Raw genomic sequence first — 11,777 nt, 5'->3', positions numbered from 1 at the left:
TGCTAATTTAGGTTGATAACTTTAGGTGAATAAGAAGTTAATAAATACCCTCTTGCCAATTCAATGAATTCATTTTCCTGCTGCTGAGCCCATTCTTCAGAATATCCTTTTTCTTCAGCAATAATTCTTGCTACATTGTGAGCGCTGTCTATAGCGGCTCTTGCATCAAGAAACAATAGACGTACCCTTCTTGCCAGGATATCCTCAATAGTTTCTGCCATCTCCGTTCTTACAGCCCAAACGATTTCTGCTACAGTAAAAGGATGGTCCGGATGAATTTTTTGAGCATAACGAGGATTGCTTTCCTGTAGTGCTTTGATAGAAGGGATATCAGATCCGTAAACATACAGGTGATTGGTTCTGTCTACCTGTTCTGGTTTTACATTTCCATGAATGGAAAGGTGTTCCGTTTTAGATGGGCTATTTCCCAACCTGTGAACTTTCATAGCTTCGTCTACAGTATCTTCTGCCATTTTACGGTAGGTAGTCCATTTTCCTCCAATAATAGAAACCAGTCCTGTTTCCGAAGTGATAACTTTATGGCTTCGGGAAACTTCTTTTGTGCTTTTGCTTCCGTCTTTAGGTGCAGCAAGAGGACGAAGTCCTGCGAAAACAGATTTTACATCTTCACGGGTCGGTTTTTTGGCTAAATATTGTCTCGCAGTATTTAAAACAAAATTGATTTCCTCTTCCAAGGCACGTGGTTCGAAGCTTTCATCCTTTAAAAGAGTGTCTGTAGTTCCTACTAAAGCTCTGTCATGCCATGGAACAACAAATAAAACCCTGCCGTCTGAAGTTTTCGGAATCATGATGGCATCATCACTTTTCAGGAAGGATTTATCCAGTACCAGGTGAATTCCCTGGCTTGGTACTACCAGTTTACCATGCTTAGGATTATTCATATTAAGAATGTCATTCGTAAAGACACCGGTTGCGTTGATGACTACTTTACCATGAATCTGATATTGCTGTTTAGAAAACTGGTCTTCTGCAACAACACCAATTACTTTATCAAAAGCATCTTTTAGAAGGTTGATTACTTTTACATAATTAACAGCACTTCCGCCTTTTTCAATAATGGTCTGGGTAAGGTTAATCGCAAGTCTGGCATCGTCAAATTGTCCATCCTGGTAAACAACTCCACTCATTAAGTGATTTTGTTCAATAGTAGGAAGCTTTTCAACAGTTTTTGATTTGCTGATGTATCTTGTTTTTCCCAGACTCAGTTTTCCCGCAAGGAAGTCATAAACGGACAGTCCTATTTTATAGTAGATTCCTCCCCACCATGTGTAGTTTGGAATAATGAAAGACTGATTTTTTACGATATGTGCGGCATTTTTTGCTAAAAGTCCTCTTTCTTTTAATGCTTCTTTTACCAATCCGACATCTCCCTGTGCGAGATATCTTACTCCGCCGTGTACCAATTTGGTACTTCTGCTGGATGTTGCTTTTGCAAAGTCATGTGATTCAATCAATAAAGTTTTGAATCCTCTGCTTACTGCGTCTAATGCTGAACCTAAACCACTGGCTCCCCCTCCTATGACAATAAAGTCCCATTCTTTTACATTGGTTAACTTACTTAGTTCTTCGTTTCGTTTCATAAATGTTTCGTTTATGTTTCGTTTTCAAATATATAAATTAAAAATGAAAGCAAAAAGAAAATAAATGAAATTTTAAGAAGTGAAAAAAAAGCGGTATTTTTGATGAAACGAATAAAATGGAAAAGCTAATACCAAGACAGGATGAAATATTGAAAGAGCTTGATGAGAAAGGACATGTTCTTGTTCAGGATCTGTGCGAAAAACTCAACGTTTCTTCAGTTACGATCCGAAAGGATCTGAACTATCTTGAAAGTCTGGGGCTTCTTTTCAGAAATCATGGAGGGGCGAGTAAGCAGGTAAGATATGCTTATGAAAAAAATGTAGTAGAAAAAGAAAGTATCAATGTGGAAGCGAAACAGGCTATTGCAAGAGCTGCTTTGTCATTGATTCAGGAAAATGACTGTATTATTTTGGCATCCGGAACTACGATGCATTATCTTGCCAGGATGCTGATGAATTTTGGTCCGCTTACTGTATTGACGTCTTCTTTGAGGGTGGCAATTGAGCTTTGCAATAACCCTAATATTAATATTATACAATTAGGAGGTGAAGTGCGGAAAAGTTCTACTTCTATAGTAGGTTCTATTTCCGAAGCTATTCTGAAGCAGTTTTCATGCAATAAACTTTTTCTGGGAGTTGATGGTATTGATCCTGAATTCGGAATCAGTACTTCCAATGCTGCGGAAGCTCATCTGAACCAGATTATGATGGAATGTGCAGATCAAACAGTGATTCTTGCAGATTCTTCAAAACTGAATAAAAAGGGATTCGGTAAGATTGCAGGATTAGATCAGGTGGATTATCTGATTACCGACAGTGGTATTTGTCCTGAAGACAGAGCTGGATTGGAAGAAGTTGGGGTAAATGTTATTGCCCAATAATGCCTTCATCTTAATTTCTTTTTTAAAATCAAAATAAATCTTTGGAAAAGTTGTTCTGAATTTTTTCAAAATCATCTAATTGATTAAAAATCAAAATATTTTACCCGAAATATTTGTCAGTTGTAAAATTATTCATACATTTGCACACTCATTTTACGGGCGTGGTATGCCTATATCAAAAGTAGAAATTACCTCAGACTCGGAAAAATGATAAGGAATAAAGGATAAATTTTATTATAATATAAACAATGTCAGGTATTATTGGAAAAAAAATCGGGATGACATCTCTGTTTGACGAGAACGGCAAAAACATGCCTTGTACCGTTATTCAAGCAGGTCCATGCTCGATTTTACAGGTCAGAACCTTGGAAAAGGACGGCTATACAGCTGTTCAATTGGGTTTCGATGACAAGAGTGAGAAGAACGTTGGTAAAGCGTTAGCTGGCCATTTTAAAAAGGCTGGTTCTGCTCCTAAAGCTAAATTGGTAGAATTCAACCACGGATTCGCTGATGTGAAAGTAGGAGAAGAAGTAAAAGTTGATTTATTCATCGAAGGTGAATATGTTGACGTAACAGGAACTTCAAAAGGTAAAGGCTTCCAGGGTGTTGTTAAAAGACACGGATTTGGAGGTGTAATGCAGGCAACTCATGGTCAGCACAACAGACTTAGAGCTCCAGGTTCTATCGGTGCTGGTTCAGACCCTTCAAGAGTATTCAAAGGGATGAGAATGGCTGGAAGAATGGGAGGTGAGCAGGTAACTGTTCAAAACCTTCAAGTGTTAAAAGTTGATCAAGAACAAAATCTTTTAGTAGTAAAAGGTGCTGTTCCGGGAGCTAAAAATTCTTATGTAATTATCAGAAAATGGAACTAGTAGTATTAAATACATCAGGAAAGGAGACCGGAAGAAAAGTAACTCTAGACGAAACAGTATTCGGAATTGAGCCAAATCAGCACGCGGTTTACTTAGAAGTTAAACAGTACCTTGCTGCACAAAGACAAGGGACTCATAAATCAAAAGAAAGAAGCGAAATTACTGCTTCTACTAAAAAGCTTAAGAAGCAAAAAGGATCAGGATCTGCTAGATATGGTGATATTAAATCTCCAACTTTCAGAGGTGGAGGTAGAGTATTCGGACCTAAGCCAAGAGACTACAGATTCAAATTGAACAAAGCTCTTAAGAGATTAGCTAAGAAATCTGTTTTATCTCAGAAAATGAGAGACAACAGCATTAAAGTTTTAGAAGATTTGAGCTTTGGTGCTCCTAAGACTAAAGATTTTATCAATGTATTAAATGCATTGGAACTTAACGGTAAAAAATCTTTATTCGTTCTTCCTGAAGCTAACAAGAATGTGTATTTGTCTTCAAGAAACTTACCTAAAACTAAAGTAATGAACTTCAACGAGATCAGTTCTTACGATTTAGTAAATGCAGGTGAGATTATTTTCTTAGAAGGTGCAGTTGAAAAATTCCAGGAAAATTTAAAGAAATAAGTCATGTCTATTATTATTAAACCAGTTATTTCAGAAAAGGCTAACTACCTTACGGATTTAAGAGGTTCTTATTCTTTCTTAGTTAACCCTAAGGCGAATAAAATCCAGATTAAAAAAGCTGTTGAAGCAGCTTACGGTGTAAAAGTAGCAGACGTTAATACAATGATTTATGCTCCGAAGGTTTCTTCAAAGTACACTAAAAAAGGTCTTCAAGTAGGAAAGACAAACAAATTGAAAAAAGCGGTAATCAAACTTGCTGAAGGTGAGGTTATCGATATTTTTGCTGTAAATTAATTATTAATTATAAATAATAGTAATGTCTGTTAGAAAATTAAAACCTATCACCCCGGGACAGAGATTCAGAATTGTAAACAATTTTGAAGAAATTACTACCAACAAACCAGAGAAATCTCTAACAGTTGGTATTAGTAAGTCAGGTGGACGTAACCAAACTGGTAAAATGACCATGCGTTACACCGGAGGTGGACACAAAAAGAAATACAGAATTATTGACTTCAAAAGAAACAAAGCAAACGTTGAAGCAACTGTAAAAACTGTAGAGTATGATCCAAACAGAACTGCATTTATCGCTTTATTAGAATATGCTGACGGAGAGAAGAGATATATCATCGCTCCAAACGGTATCAAAGTTGATCAGAAAGTAATTTCTGGTGACAGCGTAGAGCCAAATGTAGGAAACGCAATGAAGTTGAAAAACATTCCTTTGGGTACTGTTATTTCTTGTGTTGAAATGAAGCCTGGTCAAGGTGCAATTTTAGCAAGAAGTGCTGGTTCTTCAGCTCAATTGACTTCAAGAGACGGGAAATATGCAATCATCAAGTTGCCTTCAGGAGAATCTAGAATGATCCTTACTGAATGTTATGCAATGATTGGATCTGTTTCTAACTCTGACCACCAGTTAACTGTATCAGGTAAGGCTGGTAGAAGCAGATGGTTAGGTAGAAGACCAAGAACAAGAGCTGTTGTAATGAACCCGGTTGATCACCCAATGGGAGGTGGTGAAGGTCGTTCTTCAGGAGGTCACCCAAGATCTAGAAATGGTATGCCTGCTAAAGGTTACAAAACCAGAAAGAAAAATAAAGCGTCTAACCGTCATATCATATCTAAACGTAAATAATTATGGCAAGATCACTTAAAAAAGGACCATTCATTCATCATACTTTAGATAAGAAGGTTCAGACAAATATAGAGTCTGGTAAGAAGACAGTTATCAAAACTTGGTCTAGAGCATCAATGATCTCTCCAGACTTCGTAGGACAAACTATTGCAGTACACAACGGGAAATCTTTTATCCCTGTTTATGTTACAGAAAACATGGTTGGTCACAAGCTAGGCGAATTTTCTCCAACAAGATCTTTCAGAGGTCATGGTGGTAACAAAAACAAAGGAAGCAGATAATCATGGGATCAAGAAAAAGAGAAAGTGCATTAGCACGTAAATTGACAAACCAAGATGTAGTAAAAGCAATACACAATGATTGCCCATCTTCTCCAAGAAAAATGAGATTAGTAGCTGATATCATTAGAGGAGAGCAGGTAGACAAAGCTTTATACATTCTAAAATATTCTAAAAAAGACGCATCTAACAAGTTAGAGAAAGTATTGCTTTCAGCAATGGCTAACTGGCAAACTAAAAACGAAGGTGCGGATATTGAAGAAGCAAATCTTATCGTTAAAGAAATTTTTGTAGACAGTGCAAGACAATTGAAGAGACTAAGACCAGCTCCACAAGGTAGAGGGTACAGAATCAGAAAAAGATCAAACCACATTACACTAATCTTAGGTACAAAAGAAAATTAATCAAGGTATGGGACAGAAGACAAATCCAATTGGTAATAGATTAGGTATCATCAGAGGATGGGATTCTAACTGGTTTGGTGGTAAAGATTATGGAGACAGAATCGCTGAAGACTACAAAATCAGAAGATACCTTGAGGCTAGATTATCTAAAGGTGGAATTTCAAAAATTTATATTGAAAGAACACTTAAATTAGTAACAGTTACAATCACTACTGCTAGACCGGGACTTATCATCGGTAAAGGAGGTCAGGAAGTTGATAAATTGAAAGAAGAATTGAAGAAACTTACAGGTAAGGATATTCAAATCAATATTTTCGAAATCAAAAGACCTGAATTAGATGCTGTACTAGTTGCTGATAGTATTTCTAAGCAAATTGAAAACAGAATTTCTTACAGAAGAGCTGTTAAAATGGCAATGGCAAGTACTATGAGAATGGGTGCTGAAGGTATCAAAGTTCAAATCTCTGGTAGATTGAACGGTGCTGAAATGGCAAGATCAGAATCTTTCAAAGACGGAAGAATTCCATTGTCTACTTTCAGAGCAGATATTGATTACCACTGGGCAGAAGCTCACACTACTTACGGTAGATTAGGTGTAAAAGTATGGATCATGAAAGGTGAAGTTTACGGTAAAAGAGAACTTTCTCCACTAGTGGGACAACAGAAAAAAGGAGGTCAGTCAGACAGAGGAAACAGAGGTGGAGACAGAGACAACAGAAGACCTAGAAAAAACAACAACAATAACAATAATAATTAAAATTTTAGATTAGAAATTTTGAATTTTAAATTACCGTTACTTTTTTAAAATTAAAAAAAATCTAAAATCTAAAATCTAAAATCTAAAATTTAGAAATTATGTTACAACCAAAAAGAACCAAATTCCGTAGAGTTCACAAGATGAAGATGAAGGGGAATGCCCAAAGAGGTAGTCAACTTGCTTACGGAACTTTTGGGATCAAAGCAACGGAAGGAGCTTGGATCACTGCAAGACAGATTGAAGCAGCTCGTATTGCTGCGACAAGATATATGAAGAGAGAAGGTCAACTATGGATCAAAATCTTCCCAGATAAGCCAATTACTAAGAAACCAGCGGAAGTACGTATGGGTAAAGGTAAAGGTGCTGTAGAATATTGGGTAGCTGTAGTAAAACCAGGTAAAATTATGTTCGAAATCGGAGGTGTACCTTACGATATCGCTAAGGAAGCTTTAAGACTTGCTGCACAAAAATTACCAGTAGTTACTAAATTCATCGTTGCTAACGATTTTGTTAAACCTCTATAATCTTTGAATACAATGAAAAATGCTGATATTAAAAATTTAAGCGCGGGTGATATTCAAACTCAATTAACTGAAGCAAAAGCTCAATATTCTAAATTGAAATTAGCTCATGCAATCAGCCCAATTGAAAACCCGATTCAAATCAGAGATTTGAGAAAAGCAATCGCAAGACTAAACACTGAGTTAACTAACAAACAATAATTTCATTTTACAATGGATAGAAATTTAAGAAAAGAAAGAATCGGAGTGGTTTCCAGCAATAAAATGGAAAAAACTATTGTTGTTAGTGAAACTACAAGAGTAAAGCACCCGATGTATGGTAAATTCGTTTTGAAAACGAAAAAATATACTGCACACGACGAGAACAACGAATGCACAGAAGGTGATACAGTTTTGATCCAAGAAACTAGACCTATGAGCAAGAGCAAGAGATGGAGATTAGTAAGAATCATTGAAAAAGCTAAGTAATAATGTTACAAACAGAATCAAGATTAAAAGTTGCTGATAACACAGGTGCGAAAGAAGTACTAGTTATCAGAGTTCTGGGAGGAACCAGAAGAAGATATGCTTCAGTTGGTGATAAAATCGTTGTTACTATCAAGGATTCTACACCATCAGGAAACGCTAAAAAAGGTCAGGTATCTAAAGCTGTAGTAGTAAGAACTAAAAAAGCAGTAAGAAGAAAAGATGGTTCATACATCAAATTCGACGACAATGCTTGTGTATTACTAAACGCAGCGGGAGAAATGAGAGGAACGCGTGTTTTCGGACCAGTTGCTCGTGAGTTGAGAGACAAAGAATATATGAAAATCATTTCATTAGCTCCTGAAGTACTTTAATTTTAAAAATTTTTAAAAGAAATGTCAAAGTTAAAAATAAAAAGAGGAGATAACGTAATCATTACTACTGGTAAGAAAGATATCAAAGGTAAGACTGGTGAAGTTATTGAAGTGATCAAGAAAGAAGGAAAAGACCCTAGAGTAATCGTTGCAGGACTTAACATCATTAAAAAACACGTTAAGCCTTCAGCTTCTAATCCTCAAGGAGGAATTACTGAAAAGGAAGCTTCTATTCATATCTCAAACGTAGCTTTAGTTGGTAAAGACGGAAAAGCTATCAAAATCGGTTACAAAATCGAAGGAGATAAGAAAGTGAGAGTTAACAAAAAAACGGGTGAAACTTTATAATTTGAATTAACATGGAATTTATAGCAAGACCCAAAAAAATATACAAAGAGCAAATTGTTCCTGCAATGATGGAAGAATTTGGGTACAAGTCAATTATGCAAGTACCTAGATTAGAGAAAATCGTTGTATCACAAGGTTTAGGAGACGCTACTGCAGATAAGAAAATTATCGATTATGCTGTAGAAGAACTTACAAACATTACAGGTCAGAAAGCAGTAGGTACAATCTCTAAGAAAGATGAAGCTGCATTCAAACTAAGAAAAGGAATGCCTGTAGGAGCAAAAGTAACATTGAGAGCTCACAGAATGTATGAGTTCTTAGACAGACTTACTTCTTCTGCTTTACCACGTATCAGAGATTTCTCTGGTATCAAAGCAGATGGTTTCGATGGTAGAGGTAACTACAACTTAGGTATTACTGAGCAAATTATCTTCCCTGAAATCGTAATTGACAAAGTGAAAAAAATCCAAGGGATGGACATCACTTTCGTTACAACTGCGAAGACAGATAAAGAAGCTAAAGCATTATTAACTCACTTCGGTTTACCATTTAAAAAGAACTAAGAAATGGCTAAAGAATCAATGAAAGCGCGTGAGCGCAAAAGAGAAGCACTTGTTGCTAAATACGCTGACAAAAGAAAAGCTTTAAAAGAAGCTGGTGATTATGAAGGACTTCAAAAATTACCTAAAAATGCTTCTCCTGTAAGATTACACAACAGATGTAAACTAACAGGTAGACCAAGAGGATACATGAGAACGTTTGGTATTTCCAGAGTAACTTTCAGAGAAATGGCAAACAACGGTCTTATCCCAGGTGTAAGAAAAGCTAGTTGGTAATAATTACTAATTAAAATCGAGACAATTAAGTTGTCAGGATACTAAAGAACAATAATATCAGACCGAAGTTTTCTGAAGTCTGATATTTTTCTCTTCAAGTCTTTTCAATACTGATTGTCTTTAACCAATAATTTATAAAAGAAAAATGGTAACAGATCCAATTTCAGATTTCCTAACAAGAGTAAGGAACGCACAAAGCGCAGGCCACAAAGTGGTGGAAATTCCTGCATCGAAAATCAAAAAGGAGATTACTAAGATCCTATTTGATCAAGGGTATATCTTAAACTTCAAGTTTGAAGATAACGCTGTTCAAGGAGTGATCAAAATCGCTTTAAAGTACGATAAGCAAACTAGCAAACCTGCTATTAAGTCTATTCAAAGAGCTTCTAGACCAGGTTTGAGACAGTACAAAGGTTCTACTGAACTTCCAAGAGTACTAAACGGTTTGGGTATTTCTATCATCTCTACTTCTAAAGGAGTAATGACTGACAAGAAAGCTAGAGAAGAGAAAGTAGGCGGTGAAGTAATCTGCTATGTTTATTAATTTTTAATCAGAGGAAAATGTCAAGAATTGGTAAAGCAATTATAACAATTCCAGCTGGAGTTACAGTCACTGAAAACAACGGTGTAGTAACTGTAAAAGGAGCAAAAGGAGAACTTTCTCAAGAGCTTACAGCAGGAATTACTTTAGAACAAAAAGATGGTGAGCTTAATGTAAACAGACCATCTGATTCTAAGCAACACAAAGCGCTTCACGGTTTATACAGAGCGTTAATCAACAACATGATTGTTGGTGTAAATACAGGTTTCGAAAAGAAACTAGAACTAGTAGGGGTAGGATATAGAGCTTCACACGCAGGTCAAAAACTTGAGTTAGCTTTAGGATTCTCTCACGGTATCGTATTAGAACTTCCAGGTGAAGTAAAAGTTGATACATTGACTGAAAAAGGTAAAAACCCAATTATTACTTTAACGTCTCACGACAACCAACTTCTAGGAATGGTAGCTGCAAAGATCCGTTCTTTCAGAAAGCCTGAACCATACAAAGGAAAAGGTGTAAGATTCGTAGGAGAAATTGTTAGACGTAAAGCTGGTAAATCTGCTTAATAAATTATAAGTATTATGGCATTAAGTAAATTAGAAAAAAGAATAAGAATCAAAAGAAGAGTAAGAGGGAAAATCTCTGGATCTTCTGAATTGCCAAGATTATCTGTATACAAAAGTAATAAGGAAATTTACGCTCAGTTAATCGACGATAAAAATGGTAAAACTTTAGCATCAGCTTCTTCTAGAGAAAAAGGTGTAGACGCTAAAGGTACTAAGACTGAAATTTCTGCTGCTGTTGGTAAAGCTATCGCTGCTAAAGCTATCGCTGCAGGAATCGGAAGTATTGTATTTGACAGAAACGGTTTCGTATATCACGGTAGAGTAAAAGCTCTAGCTGATGGTGCGAGAGAAGGTGGACTTAAATTCTAATCATTAAATTTCGGAAAATATGTTAGGACTAGATAATATAGAAAGAGTAAAACCGGGAGGATTAGAATTAAAAGATCGTCTCGTAGCTGTTAACAGAGTAACAAAAGTAACTAAAGGGGGTAGAGCTTTCGGATTTTCTGCTATTGTTGTAGTAGGTAATGAAGAAGGGATCATTGGTTTCGGTTTAGGAAAATCTAAAGAGGTTGCTTCTGCAATTGCTAAAGCGGTTGAAGACGCTAAGAAAAACCTTGTTAAAGTTCCTGTAATGAACCATACTATTCCTCACCAAACTACTGCTAGATACGGTGGTGCAGATATCTTCTTAAGACCTGCTTCTCACGGTACAGGACTTATCGCTGGTGGTGCGGTAAGAGCGGTATTGGAATCTGCTGGTATTCACGATATCCTTTCAAAATCTAAAGGATCTTCTAACCCTCACAACGTAGTGAAAGCTACTTTCAAAGCGTTATTAGATATCAGAAGACCTGAAGAGATCGCTAGAATGAGAGGAGTTTCTCTAAGTAAAGTGTTTAACGGTTAATATTAAAACAATGGCAACAATTAAAGTAAAACAAGTAAGAAGCGCTATTGGTAGAACAAAAACCCAAAAGAGAACGCTTGAAGCATTAGGATTAAAAAAACTTCACCAAGTTGTAGAACATGAAGCTACTCCTTCTATCTTAGGAATGGTAGCGGCTGTAAGTCACTTACTTGAAGTTCAAAAATAATTTTATAAAAGAGAATTAAAATGAATTTAAACAATATACAACCTGCTGCAGGATCTACTTTCAACTCGAAGAGAATTGGTAGAGGTCAGGGTACAGGAAAAGGAGGTACTTCAACAAAAGGACACAAAGGTCAGAAAGCTAGAGCTGGTTATTCTCAGAAAATCGGTTTCGAAGGTGGACAGATGCCTTTACAAAGAAGATTACCTAAATTCGGATTCAAAAACGTAAATAGAAAAGAGTTTGTAGGAGTTAACCTTGATACTATCCAAACTTTAATCGAGAATAAATCCATCACTGGAGATATCACGAAAGAAGTTTTAGTAGCAAACGGGATAGTTACTAAAAACGAATTAGTGAAAATTATGGGTAGAGGAGAATTGAAATCTGCGGTTTCAATCTCTGCTGATAAATTCACTAAGTCTGCTGAAGAGCTTATTGCTAAAGCAGGTGGAAAAGCAATTACCTTATAATACTTACT

22 protein-coding genes are annotated in these 11,777 nt (G+C 36.2%); 21 read left to right on the top strand and 1 reads right to left on the bottom strand.

Translation table 11 applies throughout. The features are described from left to right. Nucleotides 1–2: 2 nt before the first annotated feature. Nucleotides 3–1,601 carry a glycerol-3-phosphate dehydrogenase/oxidase gene (locus GFU89_RS11365; RefSeq protein ID WP_318847236.1) on the bottom strand — a complete coding sequence of 533 codons (1,599 nt, stop codon included), beginning with the start codon at nucleotides 1,599–1,601 and terminating at the stop codon, nucleotides 3–5. A 116-nt stretch (nucleotides 1,602–1,717) separates the two neighbouring features. Between GFU89_RS11365 and GFU89_RS11360 the strand changes: the two genes are divergently transcribed. From GFU89_RS11360 to rplO, 21 genes are all read left to right on the top strand, one after another. Continuing rightward, nucleotides 1,718–2,482, top strand: a complete 765-nt coding sequence (locus GFU89_RS11360) for a DeoR/GlpR family DNA-binding transcription regulator (RefSeq protein ID WP_318847235.1) — start codon at nucleotides 1,718–1,720, stop codon at nucleotides 2,480–2,482. Nucleotides 2,483–2,730: 248 nt separating this feature from the next. After that, nucleotides 2,731–3,354, top strand: coding sequence for a 50S ribosomal protein L3 (gene rplC, locus GFU89_RS11355; protein WP_109621624.1), 624 nt, complete (start codon nucleotides 2,731–2,733; stop codon nucleotides 3,352–3,354). Continuing rightward, the gene (rplD, locus tag GFU89_RS11350) at nucleotides 3,345–3,974 is read left to right on the top strand and encodes a 50S ribosomal protein L4 (RefSeq protein ID WP_318847234.1); all 630 of its coding nucleotides are present in this window, start codon (nucleotides 3,345–3,347) and stop codon (nucleotides 3,972–3,974) included. The genes rplC and rplD overlap by 10 nt, the downstream gene beginning before the upstream one ends. Before the next feature lie 3 nt (nucleotides 3,975–3,977). Next, nucleotides 3,978–4,268: a 50S ribosomal protein L23 gene (gene rplW / locus GFU89_RS11345; protein ID WP_103289180.1), complete on the top strand. Its 291-nt coding sequence runs from the start codon at nucleotides 3,978–3,980 to the stop codon at nucleotides 4,266–4,268. A 22-nt stretch (nucleotides 4,269–4,290) separates the two neighbouring features. Next, nucleotides 4,291–5,112, top strand: a complete 822-nt coding sequence (gene rplB / locus GFU89_RS11340) for a 50S ribosomal protein L2 (protein ID WP_103289181.1) — start codon at nucleotides 4,291–4,293, stop codon at nucleotides 5,110–5,112. Nucleotides 5,113–5,114: 2 nt separating this feature from the next. Continuing rightward, entirely contained in the window at nucleotides 5,115–5,393 is a 279-nt protein-coding gene (gene rpsS / locus GFU89_RS11335; RefSeq protein ID WP_034702850.1) for a 30S ribosomal protein S19, read from the top strand. 2 nt (nucleotides 5,394–5,395) lie between these two features. After that, on the top strand, nucleotides 5,396–5,794 hold the full coding sequence (gene rplV / locus GFU89_RS11330) for a 50S ribosomal protein L22 (RefSeq protein ID WP_318847233.1): 399 nt from the start codon (nucleotides 5,396–5,398) through the stop codon (nucleotides 5,792–5,794). A 7-nt stretch (nucleotides 5,795–5,801) separates the two neighbouring features. Then, a complete protein-coding gene (gene rpsC / locus GFU89_RS11325; RefSeq protein ID WP_077413595.1) occupies nucleotides 5,802–6,551 on the top strand; it encodes a 30S ribosomal protein S3 in 750 nt (249 codons plus the stop codon). Between the two features lie 98 nt (nucleotides 6,552–6,649). After that, nucleotides 6,650–7,075, top strand: a complete 426-nt coding sequence (gene rplP, locus GFU89_RS11320) for a 50S ribosomal protein L16 (protein WP_029297776.1) — start codon at nucleotides 6,650–6,652, stop codon at nucleotides 7,073–7,075. 12 nt (nucleotides 7,076–7,087) lie between these two features. Next, a complete protein-coding gene (rpmC, locus tag GFU89_RS11315) occupies nucleotides 7,088–7,273 on the top strand; it encodes a 50S ribosomal protein L29 (protein WP_318847232.1) in 186 nt (61 codons plus the stop codon). 12 nt (nucleotides 7,274–7,285) lie between these two features. Continuing rightward, nucleotides 7,286–7,540: a 30S ribosomal protein S17 gene (gene rpsQ / locus GFU89_RS11310; protein WP_027387210.1), complete on the top strand. Its 255-nt coding sequence runs from the start codon at nucleotides 7,286–7,288 to the stop codon at nucleotides 7,538–7,540. Between the two features lie 2 nt (nucleotides 7,541–7,542). Then, the gene (rplN, locus tag GFU89_RS11305) at nucleotides 7,543–7,911 is read left to right on the top strand and encodes a 50S ribosomal protein L14 (protein WP_002983226.1); all 369 of its coding nucleotides are present in this window, start codon (nucleotides 7,543–7,545) and stop codon (nucleotides 7,909–7,911) included. A gap of 21 nt (nucleotides 7,912–7,932) precedes the next feature. Continuing rightward, entirely contained in the window at nucleotides 7,933–8,259 is a 327-nt protein-coding gene (gene rplX, locus GFU89_RS11300; RefSeq protein WP_318847231.1) for a 50S ribosomal protein L24, read from the top strand. A gap of 11 nt (nucleotides 8,260–8,270) precedes the next feature. Next, entirely contained in the window at nucleotides 8,271–8,822 is a 552-nt protein-coding gene (gene rplE / locus GFU89_RS11295) for a 50S ribosomal protein L5 (RefSeq protein WP_047376573.1), read from the top strand. Between the two features lie 3 nt (nucleotides 8,823–8,825). Then, nucleotides 8,826–9,095 carry a 30S ribosomal protein S14 gene (rpsN, locus tag GFU89_RS11290; protein WP_047376574.1) on the top strand — a complete coding sequence of 90 codons (270 nt, stop codon included), beginning with the start codon at nucleotides 8,826–8,828 and terminating at the stop codon, nucleotides 9,093–9,095. Nucleotides 9,096–9,240: 145 nt separating this feature from the next. Beyond that, nucleotides 9,241–9,639 carry a 30S ribosomal protein S8 gene (gene rpsH / locus GFU89_RS11285; RefSeq protein WP_103231550.1) on the top strand — a complete coding sequence of 133 codons (399 nt, stop codon included), beginning with the start codon at nucleotides 9,241–9,243 and terminating at the stop codon, nucleotides 9,637–9,639. Between the two features lie 17 nt (nucleotides 9,640–9,656). Next, entirely contained in the window at nucleotides 9,657–10,202 is a 546-nt protein-coding gene (rplF, locus tag GFU89_RS11280) for a 50S ribosomal protein L6 (RefSeq protein WP_318847230.1), read from the top strand. Nucleotides 10,203–10,217: 15 nt separating this feature from the next. Next, complete coding sequence (gene rplR, locus GFU89_RS11275; RefSeq protein WP_103231548.1) at nucleotides 10,218–10,571, top strand: 50S ribosomal protein L18; 354 nt, start codon at nucleotides 10,218–10,220, stop codon at nucleotides 10,569–10,571. A 19-nt stretch (nucleotides 10,572–10,590) separates the two neighbouring features. Beyond that, complete coding sequence (rpsE, locus tag GFU89_RS11270) at nucleotides 10,591–11,112, top strand: 30S ribosomal protein S5 (protein ID WP_045491132.1); 522 nt, start codon at nucleotides 10,591–10,593, stop codon at nucleotides 11,110–11,112. Nucleotides 11,113–11,122: 10 nt separating this feature from the next. Beyond that, nucleotides 11,123–11,299, top strand: coding sequence for a 50S ribosomal protein L30 (rpmD, locus tag GFU89_RS11265; RefSeq protein ID WP_047376578.1), 177 nt, complete (start codon nucleotides 11,123–11,125; stop codon nucleotides 11,297–11,299). Nucleotides 11,300–11,319: 20 nt separating this feature from the next. Further along, entirely contained in the window at nucleotides 11,320–11,769 is a 450-nt protein-coding gene (rplO, locus tag GFU89_RS11260; protein ID WP_318847229.1) for a 50S ribosomal protein L15, read from the top strand. Nucleotides 11,770–11,777 lie beyond the last annotated feature (8 nt).

Source organism: Chryseobacterium sp. JV558 (assembly GCF_033712365.1).
In the GTDB taxonomy this organism is placed as follows: Bacteria; Bacteroidota; Bacteroidia; order Flavobacteriales; family Weeksellaceae; genus Chryseobacterium.
The sequence above is the reverse complement of the archived record's forward strand: the minus strand, read 5'-3'. Positions and strand labels throughout refer to the sequence as shown.

What these genes read in the sequence shown, in the direction of transcription:
- GFU89_RS11365 (WP_318847236.1), bottom strand. Translation starts at nt 1,601, where the DNA reads ATGAAACGAAACGAAGAACTAAGTAAGTTAACCAATGTAAAAGAATGG.
- GFU89_RS11360 (WP_318847235.1), top strand. Translation starts at nt 1,718, where the DNA reads ATGGAAAAGCTAATACCAAGACAGGATGAAATATTGAAAGAGCTTGAT.
- rplC (WP_109621624.1), top strand. Translation starts at nt 2,731, where the DNA reads ATGTCAGGTATTATTGGAAAAAAAATCGGGATGACATCTCTGTTTGAC.
- rplD (WP_318847234.1), top strand. Translation starts at nt 3,345, where the DNA reads ATGGAACTAGTAGTATTAAATACATCAGGAAAGGAGACCGGAAGAAAA.
- rplW (WP_103289180.1), top strand. Translation starts at nt 3,978, where the DNA reads ATGTCTATTATTATTAAACCAGTTATTTCAGAAAAGGCTAACTACCTT.
- rplB (WP_103289181.1), top strand. Translation starts at nt 4,291, where the DNA reads ATGTCTGTTAGAAAATTAAAACCTATCACCCCGGGACAGAGATTCAGA.
- rpsS (WP_034702850.1), top strand. Translation starts at nt 5,115, where the DNA reads ATGGCAAGATCACTTAAAAAAGGACCATTCATTCATCATACTTTAGAT.
- rplV (WP_318847233.1), top strand. Translation starts at nt 5,396, where the DNA reads ATGGGATCAAGAAAAAGAGAAAGTGCATTAGCACGTAAATTGACAAAC.
- rpsC (WP_077413595.1), top strand. Translation starts at nt 5,802, where the DNA reads ATGGGACAGAAGACAAATCCAATTGGTAATAGATTAGGTATCATCAGA.
- rplP (WP_029297776.1), top strand. Translation starts at nt 6,650, where the DNA reads ATGTTACAACCAAAAAGAACCAAATTCCGTAGAGTTCACAAGATGAAG.
- rpmC (WP_318847232.1), top strand. Translation starts at nt 7,088, where the DNA reads ATGAAAAATGCTGATATTAAAAATTTAAGCGCGGGTGATATTCAAACT.
- rpsQ (WP_027387210.1), top strand. Translation starts at nt 7,286, where the DNA reads ATGGATAGAAATTTAAGAAAAGAAAGAATCGGAGTGGTTTCCAGCAAT.
- rplN (WP_002983226.1), top strand. Translation starts at nt 7,543, where the DNA reads ATGTTACAAACAGAATCAAGATTAAAAGTTGCTGATAACACAGGTGCG.
- rplX (WP_318847231.1), top strand. Translation starts at nt 7,933, where the DNA reads ATGTCAAAGTTAAAAATAAAAAGAGGAGATAACGTAATCATTACTACT.
- rplE (WP_047376573.1), top strand. Translation starts at nt 8,271, where the DNA reads ATGGAATTTATAGCAAGACCCAAAAAAATATACAAAGAGCAAATTGTT.
- rpsN (WP_047376574.1), top strand. Translation starts at nt 8,826, where the DNA reads ATGGCTAAAGAATCAATGAAAGCGCGTGAGCGCAAAAGAGAAGCACTT.
- rpsH (WP_103231550.1), top strand. Translation starts at nt 9,241, where the DNA reads ATGGTAACAGATCCAATTTCAGATTTCCTAACAAGAGTAAGGAACGCA.
- rplF (WP_318847230.1), top strand. Translation starts at nt 9,657, where the DNA reads ATGTCAAGAATTGGTAAAGCAATTATAACAATTCCAGCTGGAGTTACA.
- rplR (WP_103231548.1), top strand. Translation starts at nt 10,218, where the DNA reads ATGGCATTAAGTAAATTAGAAAAAAGAATAAGAATCAAAAGAAGAGTA.
- rpsE (WP_045491132.1), top strand. Translation starts at nt 10,591, where the DNA reads ATGTTAGGACTAGATAATATAGAAAGAGTAAAACCGGGAGGATTAGAA.
- rpmD (WP_047376578.1), top strand. Translation starts at nt 11,123, where the DNA reads ATGGCAACAATTAAAGTAAAACAAGTAAGAAGCGCTATTGGTAGAACA.
- rplO (WP_318847229.1), top strand. Translation starts at nt 11,320, where the DNA reads ATGAATTTAAACAATATACAACCTGCTGCAGGATCTACTTTCAACTCG.